Source organism: Mesorhizobium sp. LSJC285A00, assembly GCF_000503155.1.
GTDB lineage: Bacteria > Pseudomonadota > Alphaproteobacteria > Rhizobiales > Rhizobiaceae > Mesorhizobium.
Window position 1 is genome coordinate 1 of record NZ_AYVK01000022.1, and the last position, 21,849, is coordinate 21,849.

The following is a 21,849-nucleotide window of genomic DNA, read 5'->3' on the forward strand; positions in this document are numbered from 1 at the left end:
ATCGACGGCGCGCCGGCCGCCGACTGGGCGGCGCGCGCCGTCAGCCAGCTCGAAGGCCATGACACGGTCCGCCTGCTGCCGCGCACCACGGTGTGGGGCTATTACGACGGCAACACGCTAGCCGCGCTCGAGCGCGTCACCGACCACAAGGAAACGCCCGGCAAGGGCGAGCCGCGCCATCGCTACTGGGCGATCCGCGCCAAGACGGTGGTGCTGGCCACCGGCTCTTTCGAGCGGCCGCTTGTGTTCCCCGGCAATGACCGGCCGGGCGTCATGCTGGCGCATGCCGCCGAGCGCTATGCTAACGATTATGGCGTGCTGCCCGGCGACAGGATCGCGCTGTTCACCAACAATGACAGCGCCTATCGCTCGGCGCTGGCGCTGAGGAAGGCCGGGGCGGCTATTGTCGCCATCGTCGATGTGCGCCCCGAGCTTTCGGCCGAAATGCGCAGCCTCGCCACCGAGGCCGAAGCCGAAATCCTCTCCGGCCATGCCGTGGTCGCCACCGAAGGCGGCAAGGCGCTCTCCGGCCTCAAGGTGCAGCGCTTCGACATGACCTCGGGCGCGCTCAGCGGTGACGCCCGCAGCATCCACGCCGATTGCCTGCTGATGTCGGGTGGCTGGTCGCCGACCATCCATCTCGCCAGCCAGGCCGGTGCCAGAGCCGAATGGAACCCTGCCCGCCAGGCCTTCCTGCCGCCGAAACCGACTCGGCAATGGATTGGCGCCGGCGCTTTCAACGGCAGCTTTTCGACCGTCGAAGCCATCACTGAGGGCCGTGCAGCCGGCCTGTCCGCCGCGGGCGGAGCGGCTGCGCCGGCAGCTTTGCCGGATGTCGAAGCAGCCCCGGGAAACCCCGATCCGGCGCCGGTGTTCGAGATCAAAGCCAAGGGAAAAAGCTTCGTCGACTTCCAGCATGACGTGACTGCCGAAGACGTGCGGCTGGCGCATCGCGAAGGTTTTGTCTCCGTCGAGCATCTGAAGCGCTACACCACGCTCGGCATGGCGACCGACCAGGGCAAGAACTCCAACGTTCCGGGCCTCGCCATCATGGCCGAGGCGTTGGGCAAACCGATCCCCGAAGTCGGAACGACGCGCTTCCGCCCGCCCTATTCCGCGGTGTCGATCGGCTCGCTTGCCGCCGAACGCTTCGGCGATCTGAAACCCGAGCGCCTGACGCCCATGCATGACTGGCACCTCGCCAATGGCGCAACGATGTATTCCGCTGGCCTCTGGTATCGACCAATGATCTACGGCCTTGCCGGCGAGACGGTCGAGCAGGCCTATGTCCGTGAAGCCAGGGCGACGCGCGAAAGCGCCGGCATCGTCGACGTCTCGACGCTGGGCAAGATCGCCGTTCAGGGGCCGGATGCGGGCGAATTCCTCGACCGGGTCTACACCAACATGTTTTCCACCCTCCCCGTCGGCAAGGCCCGCTACGGCCTGATGCTGCGCGAGGACGGGCTGGCCTTCGACGACGGCACCACATGGCGGCTCGGCGAACAGGATTTCCTGATGACGACCACCACGGCCAACGCCGGCAAGGTGATGCAGCATCTGGAATATTTCCTCGACGTCATCTGGCCGGAGCTCAAAGTGCACGTCACCTCGGTAACCGACGAATGGGCGGGCGCGGCCATCGGCGGGCCGAAGGCGCGGGCCATCCTCGCCGCCTGTGTCACCGGCACCGCGGTCGACAACACAGCCCTGCCGTTCATGGGCATCGTGCGCGGCGAGATATCAGGCGTGCCGGTGATGATTTGCCGGCTGTCCTTCTCCGGAGAAATGGCCTTCGAGGTCTATTGCGGCGCCGGCTACGGCACCCATGTCTGGGAAGCCCTTATCGAAGCCGGCAAGCCGTTCGGCCTGGTCACCTACGGGCTGGAGGCGTTGGGCACGATGCGCATCGAAAAGGGCCATGTCACCGGCGCGGAGATCGACGGGCGCACTACGGCGCGCGACCTGCATCTCGACTGGATGCTGTCGAAGAAGAAGCCGTTCATCGGCTCGGCGATGATGGACCGCGAAGGCCTGATCGCGCCCGAGCGGCTGCAGCTGGTCGGCCTAGTCTCGCTCGACAATCGGCCGTTCAATGGCGGAGCCCACCTCGTCGAGGAACTGGACGAAGCCAATCCGCACGACTCCATCGGCCATATCACCGCCTGCTGCTACTCGCCGGCGCTGGGCAAGCACATCGCGCTGGCTTTGGTCGAGGGCGGCAAGGCGCGCCATGGCACCCGGGCATTCGTCTCCGATCCGCTGCGCAAGCGGTTCGGGCCGGTCGAGATCGTCTCCAACCATTTCTACGACCCGGACGGGAGCCGCATGCATGGCTGAGCGCCAATCACCCGAACGCCAATCACCCGAGCGCCTCTCGCCGCTCGAGCCGGTGTCCCATCCGGGTTCGCACGGCAATTTCGAGCATGGCGTCGATGTCATCCTGACCGAGACCCGGCCGGGCTCGATCCTGCAGCTGGCCGCGTGGCCGGGCGCGGAAAAGCAACTGATCGACGTGATCGGCAAGGTCACCGGCCTCGATTTGCCCGATGGCGCCGGCGGCGGTCTCGCCAAGGACGGCAAGGCCGTGTTCGGTTTCGCGCCTGGAAAATTCACAGTCGTCGACGAGGCCGAGGGCCTGGCGGCGAGTTTTGCTGGGGACGTAACCCCGGCAATCGGCACGATCACCGACCTGTCGCATGGCCGCACCGCTATCCGCATCGCCGGCCCTAAGGCCGAATGGGTGCTGGCGAAATTCTTCGCCATCGACTTCGCCCTGCCCGCCTTCCCCACAGGCTCCGGCCGTTCGACCACCCATCACGACGTCTTTGCGCAGATCCAGCGCACCGGCGCCGACCAGTTCGACATCTATGTCTTCCGCTCCTTCGCCCGATCGTTCTGGAAGGCGCTCTGCCATGCCAGCGAGGAGGTCGGCTACGAGGTTCAGTAGGGCCAAAAGCCGTTCTGGCCTCAAGGCCAGCCGGTTCTGCCGCTAGAGAATGCTCCAATGGAAGCCCATGGTGGGGAACGTGGCCCAACCGGCCCAGGGGATTAAAAAGATCCCGTCTCAGAGTCGGCATCGTCGTTTGGTTCGAACATCCCCATGACCGCAGAACTATCCGCCGGCGCCACGGATTGCGCCGATGTGTCGGCCAGAGCCTTGCTCCTGCTGCCGCTCACGGTCGCCTGCGGCGTGTTCATGACCAGCCTCGACCAGAATGTCGTGGTCACCGCCCTGCCCGGCATCAGCGACAGCCTCGGCCGGCCGCCGAGCCAGCTCGGCCTGTTGATCACCGTCTATGTCGCCAGCCTGATCATCTCGATGCCGCTCGGCGGCTGGGCCGCCGACCGCTTCGGCCTGCGCAATGTCTACTGCTTCGCCTTGCTGGTGTTCGCCGCGTCATCGGCGCTGTGCGGCCTGTCCAACGACATCTGGACGCTGGTCGGCGCCCGCGCGCTGCAAGGCTTCGGCGGCGCCTTGATGGGGACGCTCGGCCAGGTCGTCATCCTGTCGACCTTCCCGCGCAGCCGCACGCTGAAGATCAACATGTATATTTCGCTGGCCGGCCAGTCCGGACCGCTGGTCGGCCCGCTGGTCGGCGGCGCCCTGACGACTTATATCTCCTGGCGCTGGATCTTCTTCATCAACGTGCCGTTCGCGCTGGCGGCGGCCGTTCTTGCCGCCTCGCTCTTTCCGACTGTTACCAAACCGGTGCGCACGCCGTTCGATTTCCCGGGCTTCCTGCTGGTCGGCAGCGGCATGGTCCTGCTGGTCTTCGGCATGGATTCGCTTGCGGCGAAAGACGCCGCCGGCAGCATGATCGCGGCCGAGCTGACGCTGGCGATCGTCATCCTGACGCTTGCCTCCTTCCACTGCCTGCGCGCCCGCAACCCCTTGCTTGACCTGAAACTCCTGCGCATCCGCACCTTTCGCATCTCCTTCCTCACAGGCGGCGGACTGGACACGATCGGCCTCAGCTCGGTCGTCTTCCTGCTGCCGCTGATGTTCCAGCTCGGCTTTGGCATGAGCGCGGTGCAGGCGGGATCGCTGACTTTCGTTGCCGCAATCGGCTCGCTGATCATGCGTGTGTTCATGCCGCGCCTGCTCAACCGCTTCGGCTTTCGCCGTGTGCTGGTTGTCAACACGCCGATCGTTGCCGCCATGGTTGCGGGCTTCGCCTTGATAGAGGCAACAACGCCCGTCTGGATCGTGCTTGCCTATATCTTCGCCTTCGGTGTCCTGCGCTCGGCGCAATGGGCTTCGACCGGCAATCTCGCCTATTCCGACATCGCGCCCGACCAGCTCGCCCGCTTCAGCGCGCTCTACTACATACTGTGGCAGTTGGGGGTGGCGATCAGCGTCGGCCTGGCGGCGGCGCTGTTGTCGTTCCTGGCTGGCGGCAGGCCGGCGGTGACCAACGATTTCCGCATCCTGTTCGTGGTCGAGGGCGTCATCACTTTGTGCGCGCTGATCGCCTATCTCAGACTGACACCGCAGGACGGCGCCCATGTCAGCGGCCATGGCGCGCAGATGAACGTGGAATAAGGCCCCGGTAGCCGAGGCCTAGCCGCTGAACGTCACCCACTCTTCCAGCGGCACGCGGTCGGTGCGGAAGTCGTTTTCGGGTTTCGACGTATCCTCGAGGCCGAGCGCCATGCCGCAGACGACGATCTCCTCGTCGGGGATGTTGAGCACCGGCCGGATCTGCCGGTGATAGGGCGCGAAGGCGGCCTGCGGGCAGGTGTGCAGGCCCCTGCCTCGCGCCGCCACCATGATGTTCTGCAGGAACATTCCGTAGTCGATCCACGAGCCCTGGTTCAGCCGCCGGTCGATGGTGAAGATCATGCCGACCGGCGCGTCGAAGAAGACGAAGTTGCGGTCGTGCTGGGCGCGCATCTTGTCGACCTCGCGGCGGCCGATGCCGAGTGCCCCATAGAGCCCGAAACCGTTGGCGCGGCGGCGGGTGAGATACGGCTCGAAGAACTGGGTGGGGTAATAGCGATACTCGTCCCAATCGGCCTTTTCGGCCCGGATACCGGAATTCAGGATGGCATCGGTGATCTGCTGCTTGACCTCGCCCTTGACGACATAGACCCGCCAGGGCTGCATATTGGTGCCCGAAGGCGCGCGCGCGGCGACGCCAAGAATGGCTCGGATCGTCTCGTCATCGACCATGTCGGGCAGGAAGGCGCGCACCGAACGGCGCGAGATGATCGCCTCGTCGACAACAGCCGCGTTATGCGCTGCCAGGCCGTTTTTTTCCAGCATGGGCCGTCCCTTTGCGCACACTTCGAAAGCCGAACCGGCTATCGGAAAAGACCTTGCGCAGATTTCAATCCTTGGTCGCCGACCCGCATTCCCACACCCGCCGCTCGTGCCAGAGCCTTTGCATGAACCGCCAAAATCGCGCAAGCAAATCTTGTGTGTACATGAAAATTCGCTTGATTTTTTCACGGACGTGAGCTCTCATGAAATTCATTTCCAGTTTTTCATCAAGTGAGCGTTTTGCCCCCAGCTATCCCCAAAACATTGCAGGGACCTGACGAGCGCCTGCTGGCGAGCGACATCCGTGCGCTGCGCAAGGCGCGCGGGCTGACGCTGGCTGAGATCGCGCTGAAGCTTGGTCGCTCCGTCGGCTGGGTCAGCCAGGTCGAGCGCGGCCTGTCTATCCCTTCGCTTGGCGACCTCAGGGCTTTCGCCGATTTGTTCGGCGTGCCGCTCAGCCTGTTCTTCAGCCACGACGTGCCGATCGAAAAGGAGCGCGGTTTTGTCGTGCGCGCCGGCAGCCGGCGCACGCTTGGCACAAGCGAATCCGGCCTGGTGGAGGAGCTTCTGTCGCCCGATCTCGGCGGTAGTTTCGAGATGGTGCGTTCGATCTTTGCGCCGGGCGCCGAGATGAAGAGCGAGCAGCTGCGGCCGACCGAGGAAGCCGGCTACATCGCCTCTGGCGTTTTCGAGATCGAGATCGCGGGCGTCTGGCACCGTCTTGTCGAAGGCGATTCCTTCCGCTTCGAGCGCAAGCCATATCGCTGGCGCAATCCCGGCAGCGAGCCGGCCGTAATCATCTGGGTGGTTTCGCCGCCTGTTTATTGAATGCATGTCGCCCAAAAGTGTGCAGCGGTTTTGGGACAACGACATGCATCAAGCAAAAAATAGAAGCGCAGCGCGCTTCAGGTTTGGGAGAAGAATATGGCCGGTTTGCCGACCACGGCACGCGTGGTGATCATCGGAGGCGGTGTCGTCGGCACCTCCTCGCTCTACCACCTTTGCAAGGCGGGCTGGACCGATTGCGTGCTGCTTGAAAAGAACGAGCTGACATCGGGCTCGACCTGGCATGCCGCCGGCAATGTGCCGACCTTCTCGTCGTCCTGGTCGCTGATGAACATGCAGCGCTATTCGACCGAGCTCTATCGCGGCTTGGCTGATGCCGTCGACTATCCCATGAACTACCACGTTACCGGCTCGCTCCGCCTCGCCCACACGAAGGAGCGCATGCAGGAGTTCCAGCGCGCCAAGGGCATGGGCCGCTACCAGGGCATGGACATCGACATCGTCGGCCCCGACGAGATCAAGCGCCGCTATCCCTTCATCGAGACGCATGAATTGAAAGGCGCGCTCTACGATCCGAACGACGGCGACATCGACCCCGCGCAGCTGACGCAGGCACTTGCCAAGGGTGCGCGCGACATGGGGGCAAAGATCATCCGCTTCTGCCCAACCACGGGCGTGCGCCGCGAGAACGACGAATGGGTTGTCGAGACGCCGCAAGGCGAGATCCGTTGCGAGATCGTCGTCAACGCCGCCGGCTACCGAGCCGCGGAAGTCGGCAAAATGTTCGGCCGCGACGTCCCGATGATGGTGATGAGCCATCAGTACATCTTGTTCGAGGAAATCCCCGAACTGGTGGCCTGGTCGAAGGAGCAGGGCAAGAAACTGCCGCTGCTGCGCGACGTCGACACCTCCTACTATCTGCGCCAGGAAAAGAACGGCATGAATCTCGGCCCCTATGAGCGCAATTGCCGCGCGCATTGGGCGACCCACAACGACCCGATGCCGGAGGATTTTTCCTTCCAGCTATTCCCCGACGATCTCGACCGTCTCGAGCACTACCTTGCCGATGCCGTCGCCCGCGTGCCGATCCTGGGCACTGCCGGCCTGTCCAAGGTGATCAACGGGCCGATCCCTTACGCGCCGGACGGCAATCCGCTGATCGGTCCGATGCCCGGCGTTCCCAACGCGTTCGAGGCCTGTGTCTTCACCTTCGGCATCGCCCAGGGCGGCGGCGCCGGCAAGGTGCTGGCCGAATGGGTTACGCAGGGCCAGACCGAATGGGACATGTGGTCTTGCGATCCGCGCCGTTTCACCAGCTTTGCGGCCGCCCCCGACTATAGCGTCGCCAAGGGCATGGAGATCTACGGCAACGAATACGCCATCCAGTTCCCGCGCCATGCCTGGCCGGCTGGGCGCGACCGCAAGCTGTCGCCGATCCACGATCGCATCAAGGCGCTCGGCGCCCAGTTCGACGCCTATAATGGCTGGGAGCGTGCCACCTGGTATGCGCAACCCGGTGACGACACGTCGGAAGAAGCAACACTCACCTTCCGCCGCGACGGGCCGTGGCAGCACCGCGTGCGCGAAGAATGCTTGGCGGTGCGCGACGCCGCCTGCATTCTCGACCTGCCCGGCTTCTCGCGCTTCAACCTCGAAGGTCCTGGCGCAGCCGAATGGCTGGCACTGCAGGTCACCGGTCTGGTGCCCAAGCCCGGCCGAATCGGCCTCGCCTATTTCGCCGACGACAAGGGCCGCATCGTCACCGAGATGTCGGTGGTGCGCCATGGCGAAGAGCAGATGACGCTGATCACCGCGGCGGTAGCGCAGTGGCACGATTTCGAATGGCTGAAGTCGCGCCTGCCGAAGGACGCGGCTTTCACCCTCACCGACAGGACCGAAGACTATTCGACGCAAATCCTCGCCGGCCCCAGTTCGCGCAAGATCCTGGCCGAGGTCTGTGGCGCGGATCTCTCGCTGCCCTGGCTGATGCATCAGGAAACCACCATCGCCGGCCGCTGGGCGAAGCTGGTGCGGGTATCCTTCGCCGGCGAACTCGGCTGGGAAATCCACACCAAGGTGGGAGACACCGCCGCCATCTTCGACGCCGTCTGGACGGCGGGACAAAAACACGGTCTGAAACCGTTCGGCATGTATGCGCTGGATTCGCTGCGCCTCGAAAAGGGCTACCGGACCTGGAAGGGCGACCTGTCGACCGACTATACGGTCCTGCAGGGCGGGCTCGAGCGCTTCGTAAAATGGGACAAGCCCGACTTCCGCGGCAAGGCAGCCCTGCAGAACGAAAAGCAGCAAGGCGTAAAGAAGCGCTTCGTCACGCTGGTGGTCGAAAACCCCGGCGATTGCGACGCGCCGTCGGTGTCGACGCTCTGGCATGACGGCAAGATCGTCGGCGAGACGACGTCCGGCGGCTGGGGGCATCGCATCGACAAATCGATCGCGCTCGGCATGCTGCGCGCCGACCTGGCTGAACCCGATACCGCGATCGAGATCGAAATCTTCGGCGATCGCTTTCGGGCGGTCGTGCAGAAAGACGAGCCGCTGTGGGATCCGAAAAACGAAAGATTGAGAGCATGAAGAAAGTCATTCTCACCGATGGCGGCATGGGCCAGGAACTGGTCCGCCGCAGCAGCTCCGAGCCGACGCCGCTCTGGTCGGCCAGGGTGCTGATCGACGAGCCGGATCTGGTGCGTGGCCTGCATGCCGAATTCATCCGGGCCGGCGCTCGCGTCATCACCATCAACACCTATTCGGCGACGCCGGAGCGGCTCGCGCGGGAAGGAGCAGAAGACCTCTTCAGGCCCTTGCAGAAGCGCGGCATCGAATTGGCAAGACAGGCACGCGAGGAGGCAGGCGATGCAGCGATCGCCGGCTGCCTGTCACCGCTGTTCGGCAGCTATGCGCCGGCGCTGACCATATCGTTCGAGGAGACGCTGGACATCTATCGCCGCATCGTCGCCGAGCAGACCGACGGCGTCGACCTGTTCCTGTGCGAGACCATGGCCTCAGCCGAGGAAGGCCGTGCGGCCGTTACCGCTGCGTCGGAAAGCGGCAAACCTGTCTGGGTGTCTTGGACGCTCGCCGATCACGGCGCGCCGCGGCTGCGCAGCGGCGAAACAATAGCGGCAGCGGCGGACGCCCTCGACGGCCTGACGGTTGCAGCGCGCCTGGTCAATTGCTGCCGGCCAGAAGCGATCGCCGCGGCACTGCCCGAATTGATTGCTCTCGGCGGCCCGGTCGGCGCCTATGCCAATGGCTTCACCTCTGTCGAAGCGCTCAAGCATGGTGGAACGGTGGAAGTGCTGCACGCACGCCACGACCTTGATCCGGATGCCTATGCCGACCAGGCGCTCGGCTGGGTCGCCGCTGGCGCCACCATCGTCGGCGGCTGCTGCGAAGTCGGCCCTGCCCACATCGCCGCCTTGCGCGACCGGCTCGAACAGGCCGGCCACGAAATCTCGGGAGTATCCTGATGCCCAGACCATCATCGCGCATTTCCGGCATCGTGCCTTCGGGCAAGGATGGCTGGGAGGTCCACACCGAGGCATGGGCCCGCAAGGAGGCGGGCCAGGACATCATCATGCTGTCGGTCGGCGACCATGATTTCGATACGCCGAGCCAGACCATCGAAGCCTGCGTGACGGCGGTTCGCGGCAGCAACCACCACTACACCCCGCTTCCCGGCGTTCCGCGCCTGCGCAGGGCGATGGCGGCGGCCTCGACCGCCTGCACCGGGGTCGAGACGAGCCCCGACCAGGTGATCGCCACGCCGGGCGGTCAGGCCGCCCTTTACGCGGCGGTGCAGGCCGTTCTCGACCAGGGCGACCACGCTATCGTGGTGGCGCCCTACTACGCGACTTATCCCAACACCTTCAGCGCCGCCGGCGCCAGCTTCACCGTCGTCGAGACGCCGGCCGGAGACGGTTTCCAGCCGCACGCCGAGATGATCCGCGCGGCGCTCAAGCCCAACACGCGCGCCATTTTGATCAACACGCCGAACAACCCGACCGGCGCCGTCTATTCGCGTGAGCGTCTGGAAGAGCTGGCCGAGATCTGCCGCGAGCACGATCTCTGGCTGCTGTCGGACGAGGTCTACTGGACGCTCGGCGGCGGCGAGCACATCTCGCCGCGCGGCCTGCCCGGCATGGCGGAGCGCACGCTGGTCATCAATTCGATGTCCAAGAGCCATGGCATGACCGGCTGGCGCATGGGCTGGCTGACCGGCCCAGCGCAGATGATCACGCTGTTGACCAATCTCAATCTGGTGACGACCTACGGCCTGCCGGCCTTCATCTCGATCGCCTGCGCCGAGGCGCTGGAGAACCGCTTTGGCGTCAGGGAGATCGCCGAACGCTATGCGGCGCGCCGCACCGTCCTGCTCGACGCCGTGCGCGGCATGAACAATATCAGCGTGCACGGCTCCGAGGGCGGCATGTATGTCATGCTCGACATCTCCGCAGTCGAGCCCGACGACGAGAAATTCGCCTGGGCCTTTCTCGACCAGGAGAGTGTCGGCGTCATGCCGGGTTCCAGCTTCGGCAAGGCCGCTGCCGGCCACATCCGCATCAGCCTCTGCCAACCGGAACCGGTGCTTCAGGAAGCCGCAAAACGCCTGCGCCGCTTCGCATCCGGCTATCGCCGCGAGGCCGCATGACCAGAAGCATTCCCACCAAGGCCCGCGCGGTTATTATCGGCGGCGGTGTCTCCGGCTGTTCGGTCGCCTACCACCTGGCCAAGCTCGGCTGGACCGACATCGTGCTGCTGGAACGCAAGCAGCTGACCTCGGGCACGACCTGGCACGCCGCCGGCCTGATCGGCCAGCTGCGCGGCTCGCAGAACATGACGCGGCTGGCGAAATATTCGGCCGACCTCTACGTCAAGCTGCAGGCCGAAACCGAAGTCGGCACCGGCATGCGCCAGGTCGGCTCGATCACCGTGGCGCTGACCGAGGAGCGCAAGCACGAGATTTATCGGCAGGCCTCGCTCGCCCGCGCCTTCGATGTCGATGTGCGCGAGATTTCGCCTGGTGAAGTCAAGGAGATGTACCCGCATCTCAACGTGTCCGATGTGGTCGGCGCCGTGCATCTGCCGCTCGACGGCCAGTGCGATCCGTCCAACATCGCCATGGCGCTGGCCAAGGGCGCCCGCCAGCGCGGCGCCGCCATCGTCGAGAATGTGAAGGTCACCAAGGTCCATACCAAGGCCGGTCGCGTCACCGGTGTGTCGTGGGCGCAAGGCGAGGATCAGGGAACGATCGAGGCCGACATCGTCGTCAACTGCGCCGGCATGTGGGCGCGCGAGCTCGGCGCCCAGAACGGCGTCACCATCCCGCTGCATGCCTGCGAACATTTTTATCTCGTCACCGAGCCGATCCCCGGGCTCGGTCGTCTACCGGTGCTGCGCGTTCCCGATGAATGCGCCTACTACAAGGAAGATGCCGGCAAGATGATGCTCGGCGCTTTCGAGCCTGTGGCCAAGCCCTGGGGCATGGACGGCATCCGCGAGGATTTCTGCTTCGACCAGTTGCCGGAGGACATGGAGCATTTCGAGCCGATCCTCGAAATGGGCGTCAACCGCATGCCGATGCTGGCAACCGCCGGCATTCACACCTTCTTCAACGGCCCCGAAAGCTTTACCCCCGACGACCGCTATTATCTCGGCGAGGCCCCGGAACTCCGTGGCTACTGGATGGCGACCGGCTACAATTCCATCGGCATCGTCTCGTCCGGCGGCGCCGGCATGGCACTGGCGCAATGGATCAACGATGGCGAAGCGCCCTTCGACCTCTGGGAAGTCGACATCCGCCGCGCCCAGCCATTCCAGAAGAACCGTAGGTATCTCAAGGAGCGTGTCTCCGAAACACTCGGCCTGCTCTATGCGGATCACTTCCCCTACCGGCAGATGGCAACGTCCAGGAATGTCAGGCGCTCGCCTTTGCACGAGCATCTGAAGGCGCGCGGCGCCGTGTTCGGCGAAGTCGCCGGCTGGGAGCGCGCAAACTGGTTCGCCCGCGAGGGACAGGAGCGCGAATACCGCTATTCCTGGAAGCGGCAGAACTGGTTCGACAACCAGCGCGAGGAGCACCTGGCGGTCCGCAACAAGGTCGGCCTGTTCGACATGACCTCGTTCGGCAAGATCCGTGTCGAAGGCCGCGACGCCTGTGCCCTCCTGCAAAGGCTGTGCGCCAACGATATGGACGTGGCGCCGGGCAAGATCGTCTACACCCAGATGCTCAACCAGCGCGGCGGTATCGAAAGCGACCTGACGGTGTCGCGGCTATCTGAGACCGCCTACTTCCTCGTCGTGCCGGGCGCGACGCTGCAGCGCGATCTCGCCTGGCTGCGCCGGCATGTCGGCGACGAATTCGTCGTCATCACGGATGTCACAGCAGCTGAGGCGGTGCTCTGCCTGATGGGTCCGGATGCGCGAAAACTGATGCAGAAGGTCAGCCCTAATGATTTTTCTAATGAGAACAATCCGTTCGGCACCTTCCAGGAGATCGAGATCGGCATGGGCCTCGCCCGTGCCCACCGCGTCACCTATGTCGGCGAACTCGGCTGGGAACTTTATGTCTCGACCGACCAGGCGGCTCATGTCTTCGAGGCGATCGACGAGGCCGGCGGCGATGTCGGCCTGAAACTTTGCGGCCTGCATACGCTGGATTCCTGCCGCATCGAAAAGGCGTTTCGGCATTTCGGCCACGACATCACCGACGAGGACAATGTGCTGGAGGCCGGCCTCGGCTTTGCGGTCAAAACCGCCAAGGGCGAGTTCATCGGCCGCGATGCGGTGCTGAAGAAAAAAGAAGCCGGCCTGTCGCGCCGGCTGGTGCAGTTCCGTTTGAAAGACCCTGAACCCCTGCTCTTCCACAACGAGGCGATCCTGCGCGACGGCAAGATCGTCGGCCCGATCACATCGGGGAATTACGGCCACCATCTCGGCGGCGCGATCGGACTGGGCTATGTGCCCTGCCAGGGCGAGAGCGAGGCGGATGTGCTGGCCTCGTCCTACGAGATCGAGATCGCCGGCGAGCGTTTTGCGGCGGAAGCATCGCTGAAGCCGATGTACGATTCCAAGGCGGAACGGACGAGGATGTAGCACCTTTTTACCCTCCCCTTGTGGGGAAGGTCGGCTCGCAGTCGGAGCGAAGCGGCGATTGCGAGACGGGGTGGGGGGTGCGCCCTACGAGACCCCCCACCCCGCTTCGCAAAAGCCGCCTTGCGGCATTTGCTGCGCTACCCTCCCCACAAGGGGGAGGGTGAAGAAGCTCAAAACCGCTCCAGCTTCGCCCGCACCTTCACCAGAAACGCCGCCCTCGTCCTTGGCGTCGAGGCGTCCATCAGGTAGTGCGCCAGGAAAAACGTCCGGCAGCGGCGGGCGCACAGCGCGCGCATACCGCGCAGCAAGGTCTTGCGGCCGGGCTGGCCGACGACGACGCTCCACCAGGTCGGCGCGCCGCAGGTGGTGATGACGCCAACCTTGGTGACATGCGTCATCAGCGACGTGATACGCCCCTTGCCCAGCTTGAAGGCGACATCGGTCGCCCAGACCCGGTCGAGCCAGCCCTTCAGCATGGCCGGCAGCCCGTACCACCAGGTCGGATAGATGAACAGGATCGCCTCAGCCCAGGCGAGATGCTCGAAATGCGGTTTTAGGGCCGGATCCTCCGGCGCCCGCTCATTGTAGGCGCGCCGCTCCTCGCTACCCATCACCGGGTCGAATTTTTCGGCATAGAGGTCGAGCAGCCTCACCTCCCAGCCGCGTGCCTTCAGCACATCGACGGCGGCATCTCTGATGGCGGCGCAAAAGCTTTCGGGCACCGGATGGCAATAGACCACCAGCACGCGCATCAGAATTCATCCATCCCGGCCGCGACCTTGGCCATGAAGGCTGCCCGCGTCTCGTCGGTCGACAGGTTCATCGAATAATGAGCGAGGTAGGACACCGAGGCGCCGGGCCTGATCGTCGCGCGCAGCATCCGCTTGACCAATTTGCGCGGCGGATCGCCCATCAGCATGGCGCGGAACCGGCTGCCGCCATAGGTGGTGACGGCGGTCAGCTTGCGGATGTTGTGGAGCGAAGGCTGCGCCTTGCCGTCGACCAATTTGAACGACACGCCGGGCAGAAACACGCGGTCGAAAAAGCCTTTCAGGATGGCCGGGAAGCCGTAGTTCCAGACGGGATATGACAGCACCAGCGCCTCGGCCTTGAGCAGCCGCTCGACATAGGGCGCGGCCAGGTCCGCAGGGCTGCGTTGGTTATGATAATCCAGCCTCTCCCCGCGCGTCAGCCGGGGGTCGAAATCCTCGGCATAGAGATCGCAATCGTCGACCTCATGGCCGGCGGCCGTCAGCCGCTCGACGATCGTGCGGTGCAGACCTGCATTGAAGCTGGTCTCCACCGGGTGTGCGTAGAGGACGAGGACTTTCATGGGGAAATACTTGCGAGGTGGGCGCGAGGCACCCCCCTCTGCCCTGCCGGGCATCTCCCCCGCAAGGGGGGAGATCGGACTGCCGCATCGCTTTCACTAATTGTCAGCGTGTCAGATTGGCCGCGGCGTTCAGGCTGCCAATCTCCCCCCTTGCGGGGGGTGAGAAGTGGTCGGCGAAGCCGATGGGAAGCCAATTGCTTGGCTTTCCAAACGACGAACGCCCGAAGCGGCAGCGTAGGGCCTGTGCCGGCAGGACAGAGGGGGGTGCTCAAGCTCAAACCTCTGCTCATTCTGCTTTCTGCAAACCCTTGAACAAAAAAGTCCGGCCCGAGCGATAGTCGTAATCCGGATTTTCCCAGGCGATCATCTTGCCGGGATTGAGCAGGCCTTGCGGATCGGTCTCGCGCTTGAAGGCGAGCTGGATTTCATCCGTCTGCTTCATGCCGCCCTCTTCCAGCGTGTAGCGGTGCGGGTTGAAGATCGGGCAGCCGTTCTCCTCATGCAGCCGGATGATTTCGTTGAGCCGCGCCTCGGTGGTGAATTTCACCAGCGGCAGGCCAAAACAGGTGATGTTGCCGTCGAGGCGCACGAATTCGAGATGCGAAAAGACCTCGTTCGGAAACATCGCGTCCATCTTCTCCACCAGCGCCAGCTGGTTGGGAAACGGATAGAGCGATTGCAGATAGGTGATCGCGGGATCGACCCGCAGTGCCCTGAGCGTGGTGTGGTTCCACGCCAGTTCGAAGCCCGGCGGCAGGCCCTTTTTCTCTTCGTCCGTGGCCGTCGCCGCATTGAAGATGACTTCGCCGCCGGTACGGCGGGTGAAGGCGAGGAACGCGTCTAGCCCATGCCGGGCAACCATGACGACGCAGATGCTTTGCCCGTCCCGGAAGAACTTCTGGTGGCGCTTGAAATAGAGCTGCGGCACGGGCGCGGCGATCGGCGTGATCAGCTTGGTCAGGATGCCGTCCTGGCGTGCCAGCGCGTTGCCGTAGCGGGCTGCCGGCATGAAAGCGTCGAAGCCGACGATCACGTCGATCCATTCATAGGCTGCAGTCAGCGGCATCTCGACCTCGGTGATGATGCCGTTGGTGCCATAGGCGTGGGTGACCTTGTGCAGGTCCTCGCCGGCGAGTTCGAGCGCCTTCGGCTCCGCCTCCATAGTGACGACGCGCAGGCGCAGCACATTGCCGAAATCACGCAGACCGCCGAAATTGATCGAGCCAACGCCGCCCGAGCCGCCGGCGATGAAGCCGCCGATCGAGGCGGTGTTGTAGGTCGACGGCGACAGCCGCAGTTCCTGCCCGGAATGCGCGCGCGTCGCTCTGTCGATGTCGGCGAGGATCGCGCCCGGCCCGGTGACGACGCGGCCCGGCGCTATGGCCTTGATCTCGTTCATCTCGGCGAGGTTCAAAACCACGCCGCCCGACAGCGGCATCGCCTGGCCGTAATTGCCGGTGCCGCTGCCGCGCGGCGTCACCGGAACGCCATGACGGTGGCAAGCGGCAAGCACGCGGATCAGTTCGGCCTCGTTCCTGGGCGTCACGATCAGGTCGCCGGTGACGTGGTCGAGCTGCTGCTTCAGCACCGGGCTGTACCAGTAGAAGTCGCGGCTCTTCTGCTGGACGATGGCCGGATTGTCGTCGAGCTTTATCCCGTCGAGATCGCGTTTGAGCGCCGAAACATCCATCATTCCACCATCAGTTCGTCGAGCTCGGCATAGTCGGGCAATTGCCTGTCGATCGCTCGGCCGTTGCGCACGACGATGCGATCCGATTCGGGCCGCGACAGCAATTCCGTCCAGTTCCGCCCTTTGAAGACGATGAAATCGGCGCTGCCACCGGCTGCCAGTGTCCCGACACCGTCGAGCCGCATCACCTTGGCCGGCGTCGCCGCCACCGTCTGCGGCCAGTCGCCGACCGGATGGTCGAAATGCAGGATGCGCGTCGCCATGCGGTAGACCTCCAGCATGTCGAGATCGCCATAGGCATAGAAAGGATCGCGGGTGTTGTCGGAGGCGACCGCGACCGCAATGCCCCTCGCCTTCATCTCGTGCAGCAAGGTCACGCCGCGCCAGCGTGGCGTGGTCTGGTCGGCGCGCCGGTCCTGCAGATAGAGATTGCACATCGGCAGCGACACCACGGCAAGTTTGGCCTTGGCGACCTTGTCCAGCGTGTCGAGCACGTCGAGGTCCGGCTGGCGCGCCAGCGAGCAGCAATGTCCCACCAGTATGTTGCCCTCAAAACCGTTCCAGAGTGCGGCCTCGGCAATCTTCTTCAGCGAGATCGCCGCGATATCGTCGGTCTCGTCGGCGTGGAAATCGAGATCGAGCCCGTGCTTGTTCGCCTCGGCGAACACCTTGTCGAGAAGCTCTTCGAGATCCGGCACCATATAGGTGACGACGCCGAGCACGCCCTTGGCCGCAGCCACACGCTTGGCCAGCCTCTCGAACCACTTTCTGTCGCGCACGCCTTCGATGCCGAGCAGGCAGGCCGCCTGCAGCTCGATGCGGCCGCGCCATTTCTCTCGCATCGCCTCGAACACCGGCCAGGAGATCTCCTCCTGCGGCGGCACGCTGTCGAGATGAGTGCGCAAGGCCCTGGTGCCGTGCGCGTAGGCCGAGCACAAAGAGAAATCCATGCGCCGCGCCACGTCCTCGGCGCTCCAGCGCGCTGCACGGTCGGCGCCGGTGGCGTTGAGCGCGCCGATGAAACTGCCGTCGGGATTGGGTTTGCGCGGCCAGATATGGCCCTTGTCGATGTGGGTGTGGCAATCGACGAAGCACGGCAGGATGATGCGGCCGGCAAGGTCGATGGCGGTGGCTGGCGCTTTTGATTTCTTGTGCGCGGCGATGCTGGAGAGCTTACCGTCGGCGACGGCGATGTCGGCCAGCGCGAAGCCGTCAGTATCGTAAGTGGTGGCAAGACCTGATGTCAGCGACCGGTGGAGGCGGACGTTGGTGAGATGGTACGAGCCAGAGGTCGGTATCAAGGACCGCCCCCCTCTGCCCTGCCGGGCATCTCCCCCTCAAGGGGGGAGATTGGCAGCTTTGCCGGCAGCACCCGTCTTCCAACGTCGATAATTGGCGAAATCCCGGATGACGTCCAATCTCCACTCTTGAGGGGGAGATGGCCGGCAGGCCAGAGGGGGGTGCTTCGCGCCAACGTCTCGCTCACCTCGTCACCCTACCGCTCCTGCTTCAGCGCGCTCTCGTGCCAGCGGCGCAGGATGAGATGCGACACCAGCGACAGCACCAGGAAGATCAATATGCCGGTGAGCGAGATCAGGATCAGCGCCGCGAAAAGCCTTGGCGCGTTGAGGCGGTAGCCGGCCTCGATGATGCGCGAGGCGAGCCCTGAGGATTGTCCCTGCGCGCCGGCGACGAACTCGGCCACCACGGCGCCGATCAGCGACAGGCCGCCGGCGATCTTCAAGCCTCCTAGAAAATACGGCATGGCCGCCGGCAGTCTGAGATAGCGCAATTGCTGCCAGCGCGTCGCGCCGTTGAGCTTGAACATGTCGCGCAGATTGCGGTCGACCGAATTGAGGCCGAGCGTGGTGTTGGACAGGATCGGGAAGAACGCGACGATCCAGGCGCAAAGCAAAAGCTTCACCGTCTGGTTGTCCACATAGATGTTGATGAGCGGGAAGACCGCCACGATCGGCGTTACCTGCAGCACGATGGCGAAGGGAAAGAACGACATCTCCACCCATTTTGATTGCGCAAACAGCACCGCCAGTCCGACGCCGCCGACGACCGCGAGCAGCAGGCTGAGAAAGGTTATGCGCAACGTGACCAGCAGCGCGGAGAACAGGAGCCCGGCATCGCTATAGAGCGTCCACAGCACCACGCCGGGGCGCGGCAGAATATATTGCGGGATCGCGTTCCACACGCAGATGCGGTCCCACAGCCAGATCGCCAGGATCATGATCGCCAGCGGCAAGACCCACCGGCCGATCCGCTCCAGCCGCTCCTGACGTACGCGGCCGGCCTCCTCCGCGTCGAGCGTTGCGGCATTCTGGTCAATGGCCGTCATGGTGCGGTCCGGCTGATGTGTTGATGGCGTTGACCAGGATGTCCGAGGCCTGGCGGCAGAGCGCGGCATAGTCGGGCGAGGTGCGAAACACCTCGTCGCGTGGATAGGCGGCATCGATTGCCAACTCGGCATGGACGCGGCCCGGCCGCGCCGCCATGACGACGACGCGGTTGGACAGGAACACGCTTTCGAAGACGCTGTGGGTGACGAAGACGACGGTGAAGCGCTCTTCCTGCCACAGCTCCAGAAGGTCGTTGTTGAGCTTGAAGCGGGTGATCTCGTCGAGGGCGGCGAACGGCTCGTCCATCAACAGAATGCGCGGCTTCGTCACCATCGCGCGTGCGATCGAGACGCGCATCTTCATGCCGCCGGAAAGTTCGCGCGGCACGGCGTTTTCGAAACCGGTCAGGTGCACCCGCTCCAGCATCTCCATCACCACCGGCGCCGCCTTGGCACGCGACACGCCTTTCAGCCTGAGCGGCAGCCAGACATTGTCGAAGACATCGGCCCAAGGCAGCAGCGTCGGTTCCTGGAAGACGAAGCCGATATTGGCGCGGTCGATCGAACCGCCCCAGTCGAGTTGACCGGATGTCGGCGTCGACAGGCCCGCGATCAGCCTCAACGCCGTCGACTTGCCGCAGCCGGACGGCCCGAGCAGGCTGACAAAATCGCCCTCGCGGATGGCGAGATCGACGTCGCTCAATGCAGTCACGCCATTGGAAAACACCTTGCCGACATGGCGCAGCGTCAGCAGCATCGGGCCTTCACCCGATGCCGTCATGGGCGCCTGCGCCATCTTTTCCAGCTTCACGATTACTTCTTCAGCTCGATTCCGACACCTTTGTTGATGAAGGCCAGCGTATAGGCCTTCTTGATATCGATGCCCTCGGGCGTGACCTTGGCCTTGACCATCTTGTCATAAAAGCTCTTGATCCGGTCTTCGTTCATGGCGCCGATGCCGAGCTTTTCGGTGTCGCCGGAATCGGCCAGGCCGAACTTCTTCATCTGCTCGATCGAGAAGGCAATCTGCTCGTCGCTCATGTCGGGATTGTCTTTCTTGATCATCTCGTTGGCGGCCTTGTTGTCGCCGTAGAGGTAGTTGTACCAGCCCTTGGCCGAGCCATCGACGAAGCACTGGACCACCTCCGGCCGCTTGTCGATCGTGTCCTGCATCACCTCGATCGTCGTCGAATAGGTGTCCCAGCCATAGTCGGCGAGCAGGAACTGGTTGGGCACGAAGCCGCCTTCCTTCTTGACCGCAAAAGGTTCCGAGGTGACGTAACCCTGCTGGATCGACTTCTTGTTGGCCAGGAATGGAGCGGTGTTGTAGGTGTAGGGCACGCGCTTGGCGGCATCGAAACCGAGTTCGATGACCATCCACTGGAAGAAGGTCTGGACGCCCTCGTCGCCGAGAATGTACTGGTCGGCGTTCTTCAAATCCTCCCACTTGTCCAGCCCCTGCCCCGGGTGGGACATGATGACTTGAGGGTCCTTCTGGAAATCGGCGGCGACGACGCGCATCGGGATGCCCTGCTGGACGGCGTCGAAAGCCGACAGCAGATTGCCGCCCATGTAGAAATCGAGCTTGCCGGCCAGCAGCAGCGGCCGCCCGCTGACCTGCGGACCTCCCTGCGAAATCGTCACGTCGAGGCCACATGCAGCGTAGGTGCCGTCGGCGACGGCCTGGTAGTAGCCGCCATGCTCGGGCTCGGCCAGCCAGTTGGTGCCGAAGGTGACCTTCTCGTTTGCTGCCGCGCCGAACGTGCCGGCTCCAAGCAGCGCGACCGCAAGCGCTGAAATCTTCTGTTTTCCGTACATCGACACCACCCTTTGTTGGCTCCGGAGCGTCACGCGCCGGGCTCGACACCATTGATCCAAGAAGCAAGACACATGCCACCGCCCGGGCCGCCTGCTTGCGCGGCAGTCACTGCCAACACCGGACGGGTCATGCTGTGCGGGAGGCATCGTGCCTATTTTTTGGACGCCTGTCCACAATCGCCCTTGTGCCATGCACCACATCTTGAACGTACTATCGGTCACGTCTTAGGCTGGTCTCGCAGACAGGAGATTGCCATGTTCAGATACCTCGCGCCGAAGTCGATCAAGCCGCCTTTCGCCCGCTACAGCCACGGCGTCGAGGTGCCGCCAGGCAAGCGGCTGGTTCTGTGCTCCGGCCAGGTCGCGATCACGGCGGACGACCAGATCCCCGAGGATGCCGGCGCGCAGGCCGAGCTCTGCTTTCAAAACATAGCGGCGATTCTGGCTGAAGCCGGGCTGGGGCTAGGCGACATCGTGCGCATAAACGCCTACGTCACCGACCGCGCCTTTCTGCGGCCCTATATGGACGTCCGCGACCGCTTGTTTGCCAGCCCCGCGCCCGCCTCGACGCTGATGATCGTGTCAGGCTTTGCGCGGCCGGAGTTCAAGGTCGAGGTCGAGGCGATTGCGGCTGGGTGATCGACAGGCGACGTTTGGCGCGCTAGGTCTCCCTCACAGTCAAGAGGCATGACATGACCGTTGCAAACAGACGCGTTTGGTGGGGCGACTACCGGACCACCGAATACGCCGCGATCGATCCGGAGGCGACGATTGCCGTGCTGCCGGTGGCGGCGATCGAGCAGCACGGCCCGCATCTGCCTGTATCAACCGATACCTCGATCATGAACGGCATGCTGGAGACGGTCATCGCCCGCCTGCCCGGCGATCTCGACATCCGCATCCTGCCGGTCCAAACGGTCGGCAAGTCGAACGAGCATCTGCAGGCGCCGGGCACGCTCACCCTGCCGGCGGCCACCCTGGTCGATGCCTGGACCGAGCTTGGCCTGTCCGTTGCCCGCGCAGGCGTAAGGAAACTGATCGTCGTCAACTCGCATGGCGGCAATGAAGAGATCATGGGCATCGTCACGCGCGAGCTGCGCGTGCGTGAGAGGATGCTGGCGGTGAAGACCAGCTGGCAGCGCTTCGGCCGCCCCGCCGGCATGTACACCGAGCTGGAAGACCGCCATGGCATCCATGGCGGCGACGTCGAGACCTCGTTGATGCTGCATTTTCGCCCGGAGTTAGTCGACATGGCCAAGGCCGACAATTTCGCCTCCAAGGTCGCCCGCGCCGAAACCGAATTTGCGCTGCTGCGCCACACCGGAACGCACGCTTTCGCCTGGATCGCTGGGGATCTCAACCCCAACGGCGTGGTCGGCGATGCCAGCATTGCCACGGCCGAGAAAGGCCGACTGACGGCGGAGCATCAGGCCGACGGCTTCATCACCCTGTTGAAGGATGTGCGCAAGGCGAAGCTTGCCGACTGGCTGGCATAGCGG

Annotated in this window: 18 protein-coding genes; 10 read left to right on the top strand and 8 right to left on the bottom strand. The window is 64.2% G+C overall.

Annotated features, from left to right (window positions below; all coding sequences use genetic code 11):
- The 3 genes from X726_RS151110 to X726_RS151105 all read left to right on the top strand — a co-directional run.
- Nucleotides 1-2,337, top strand: a 2,337-nt coding sequence (locus tag X726_RS151110; protein WP_023670759.1) for a glycine cleavage T C-terminal barrel domain-containing protein, incomplete at its 5' end; no start/stop codon positions are given.
- A complete protein-coding gene (locus X726_RS0135485; RefSeq protein ID WP_050588551.1) occupies nt 2,330-2,947 on the top strand; it encodes a sarcosine oxidase subunit gamma in 618 nt (205 codons plus the stop codon). The genes X726_RS151110 and X726_RS0135485, both read left to right, overlap by 8 nt.
- 153 nt (nt 2,948-3,100) lie before the next feature.
- A complete protein-coding gene (locus tag X726_RS151105; protein WP_023670761.1) occupies nt 3,101-4,543 on the top strand; it encodes an MFS transporter in 1,443 nt (480 codons plus the stop codon).
- A gap of 18 nt (nt 4,544-4,561) precedes the next feature.
- On the opposite strand, the gene X726_RS151100 is transcribed toward X726_RS151105, so the two are convergent.
- On the bottom strand, nt 4,562-5,266 hold the full coding sequence (locus tag X726_RS151100) for a nitroreductase (protein ID WP_023670762.1): 705 nt from the start codon (nt 5,264-5,266) through the stop codon (nt 4,562-4,564).
- 282 nt (nt 5,267-5,548) lie between these two features.
- Between X726_RS151100 and X726_RS151095 the strand changes: the two genes are divergently transcribed.
- The 5 genes from X726_RS151095 (at nt 5,549) to X726_RS151075 (ending at nt 13,162) form a co-directional block, all read left to right on the top strand.
- Nucleotides 5,549-6,091, top strand: coding sequence for an XRE family transcriptional regulator (locus X726_RS151095; protein ID WP_023670763.1), 543 nt, complete (start codon nt 5,549-5,551; stop codon nt 6,089-6,091).
- Between the two features lie 96 nt (nt 6,092-6,187).
- Nucleotides 6,188-8,641, top strand: coding sequence for an FAD-dependent oxidoreductase (locus X726_RS151090; RefSeq protein ID WP_023670764.1), 2,454 nt, complete (start codon nt 6,188-6,190; stop codon nt 8,639-8,641).
- Nucleotides 8,638-9,537 carry a homocysteine S-methyltransferase family protein gene (locus X726_RS151085; protein ID WP_023670765.1) on the top strand — a complete coding sequence of 300 codons (900 nt, stop codon included), beginning with the start codon at nt 8,638-8,640 and terminating at the stop codon, nt 9,535-9,537. Before X726_RS151090 ends, X726_RS151085 begins: the two co-directional genes overlap by 4 nt.
- Complete coding sequence (locus X726_RS151080; protein ID WP_023670766.1) at nt 9,537-10,718, top strand: pyridoxal phosphate-dependent aminotransferase; 1,182 nt, start codon at nt 9,537-9,539, stop codon at nt 10,716-10,718. Before X726_RS151085 ends, X726_RS151080 begins: the two co-directional genes overlap by 1 nt.
- Nucleotides 10,715-13,162 (top strand): FAD-dependent oxidoreductase, encoded by a 2,448-nt coding sequence (locus X726_RS151075; protein ID WP_023670767.1) that lies wholly within the window; start codon nt 10,715-10,717, stop codon nt 13,160-13,162. Before X726_RS151080 ends, X726_RS151075 begins: the two co-directional genes overlap by 4 nt.
- Nucleotides 13,163-13,332: 170 nt before the next feature.
- Here the strand turns inward: X726_RS151075 and X726_RS151070 are convergent, their stop codons facing one another.
- From X726_RS151070 to X726_RS151040, 7 genes are all read right to left on the bottom strand, one after another.
- A complete protein-coding gene (locus tag X726_RS151070) occupies nt 13,333-13,914 on the bottom strand; it encodes an NAD(P)H-dependent oxidoreductase (RefSeq protein WP_023670768.1) in 582 nt (193 codons plus the stop codon).
- The gene (locus tag X726_RS151065; protein ID WP_023670769.1) at nt 13,914-14,495 is read right to left on the bottom strand and encodes an NAD(P)H-dependent oxidoreductase; all 582 of its coding nucleotides are present in this window, start codon (nt 14,493-14,495) and stop codon (nt 13,914-13,916) included. The genes X726_RS151070 and X726_RS151065 overlap by 1 nt, the downstream gene beginning before the upstream one ends.
- 286 nt (nt 14,496-14,781) lie before the next feature.
- Nucleotides 14,782-16,185: an FAD-binding oxidoreductase gene (locus tag X726_RS151060; protein WP_031215058.1), complete on the bottom strand. Its 1,404-nt coding sequence runs from the start codon at nt 16,183-16,185 to the stop codon at nt 14,782-14,784.
- Nucleotides 16,185-17,486 (bottom strand): cytosine deaminase, encoded by a 1,302-nt coding sequence (locus tag X726_RS151055; protein WP_023670771.1) that lies wholly within the window; start codon nt 17,484-17,486, stop codon nt 16,185-16,187. Before X726_RS151055 ends, X726_RS151060 begins: the two co-directional genes overlap by 1 nt.
- A gap of 194 nt (nt 17,487-17,680) precedes the next feature.
- Nucleotides 17,681-18,532, bottom strand: a complete 852-nt coding sequence (locus tag X726_RS151050; protein ID WP_023670772.1) for an ABC transporter permease — start codon at nt 18,530-18,532, stop codon at nt 17,681-17,683.
- Entirely contained in the window at nt 18,519-19,343 is an 825-nt protein-coding gene (locus tag X726_RS151045; RefSeq protein ID WP_023670773.1) for an ABC transporter ATP-binding protein, read from the bottom strand. Before X726_RS151045 ends, X726_RS151050 begins: the two co-directional genes overlap by 14 nt.
- 2 nt (nt 19,344-19,345) lie before the next feature.
- Nucleotides 19,346-20,350 (bottom strand): ABC transporter substrate-binding protein, encoded by a 1,005-nt coding sequence (locus X726_RS151040; protein WP_023670774.1) that lies wholly within the window; start codon nt 20,348-20,350, stop codon nt 19,346-19,348.
- 255 nt (nt 20,351-20,605) lie between these two features.
- Here X726_RS151040 and X726_RS151035 point away from each other — a divergent pair, with 255 nt between their 5' ends.
- Together X726_RS151035 and X726_RS151030 are read left to right on the top strand one after the other, a co-directional pair.
- Nucleotides 20,606-20,989: a RidA family protein gene (locus X726_RS151035; RefSeq protein ID WP_023670775.1), complete on the top strand. Its 384-nt coding sequence runs from the start codon at nt 20,606-20,608 to the stop codon at nt 20,987-20,989.
- A gap of 53 nt (nt 20,990-21,042) precedes the next feature.
- Nucleotides 21,043-21,846, top strand: coding sequence for a creatininase family protein (locus tag X726_RS151030; protein ID WP_023670776.1), 804 nt, complete (start codon nt 21,043-21,045; stop codon nt 21,844-21,846).
- Nucleotides 21,847-21,849: the final 3 nt, after the last annotated feature.

What these genes read in the sequence shown, in the direction of transcription:
- X726_RS0135485 (WP_050588551.1), top strand. Translation starts at nt 2,330, where the DNA reads ATGGCTGAGCGCCAATCACCCGAACGCCAATCACCCGAGCGCCTCTCG.
- X726_RS151050 (WP_023670772.1), bottom strand. Translation starts at nt 18,532, where the DNA reads ATGACGGCCATTGACCAGAATGCCGCAACGCTCGACGCGGAGGAGGCC.
- X726_RS151105 (WP_023670761.1), top strand. Translation starts at nt 3,101, where the DNA reads ATGACCGCAGAACTATCCGCCGGCGCCACGGATTGCGCCGATGTGTCG.
- X726_RS151075 (WP_023670767.1), top strand. Translation starts at nt 10,715, where the DNA reads ATGACCAGAAGCATTCCCACCAAGGCCCGCGCGGTTATTATCGGCGGC.
- X726_RS151060 (WP_031215058.1), bottom strand. Translation starts at nt 16,185, where the DNA reads ATGGATGTTTCGGCGCTCAAACGCGATCTCGACGGGATAAAGCTCGAC.
- X726_RS151030 (WP_023670776.1), top strand. Translation starts at nt 21,043, where the DNA reads ATGACCGTTGCAAACAGACGCGTTTGGTGGGGCGACTACCGGACCACC.
- X726_RS151070 (WP_023670768.1), bottom strand. Translation starts at nt 13,914, where the DNA reads ATGCGCGTGCTGGTGGTCTATTGCCATCCGGTGCCCGAAAGCTTTTGC.
- X726_RS151065 (WP_023670769.1), bottom strand. Translation starts at nt 14,495, where the DNA reads ATGAAAGTCCTCGTCCTCTACGCACACCCGGTGGAGACCAGCTTCAAT.
- X726_RS151040 (WP_023670774.1), bottom strand. Translation starts at nt 20,350, where the DNA reads ATGTACGGAAAACAGAAGATTTCAGCGCTTGCGGTCGCGCTGCTTGGA.
- X726_RS151035 (WP_023670775.1), top strand. Translation starts at nt 20,606, where the DNA reads ATGTTCAGATACCTCGCGCCGAAGTCGATCAAGCCGCCTTTCGCCCGC.
- X726_RS151090 (WP_023670764.1), top strand. Translation starts at nt 6,188, where the DNA reads ATGGCCGGTTTGCCGACCACGGCACGCGTGGTGATCATCGGAGGCGGT.
- X726_RS151085 (WP_023670765.1), top strand. Translation starts at nt 8,638, where the DNA reads ATGAAGAAAGTCATTCTCACCGATGGCGGCATGGGCCAGGAACTGGTC.
- X726_RS151080 (WP_023670766.1), top strand. Translation starts at nt 9,537, where the DNA reads ATGCCCAGACCATCATCGCGCATTTCCGGCATCGTGCCTTCGGGCAAG.
- X726_RS151100 (WP_023670762.1), bottom strand. Translation starts at nt 5,266, where the DNA reads ATGCTGGAAAAAAACGGCCTGGCAGCGCATAACGCGGCTGTTGTCGAC.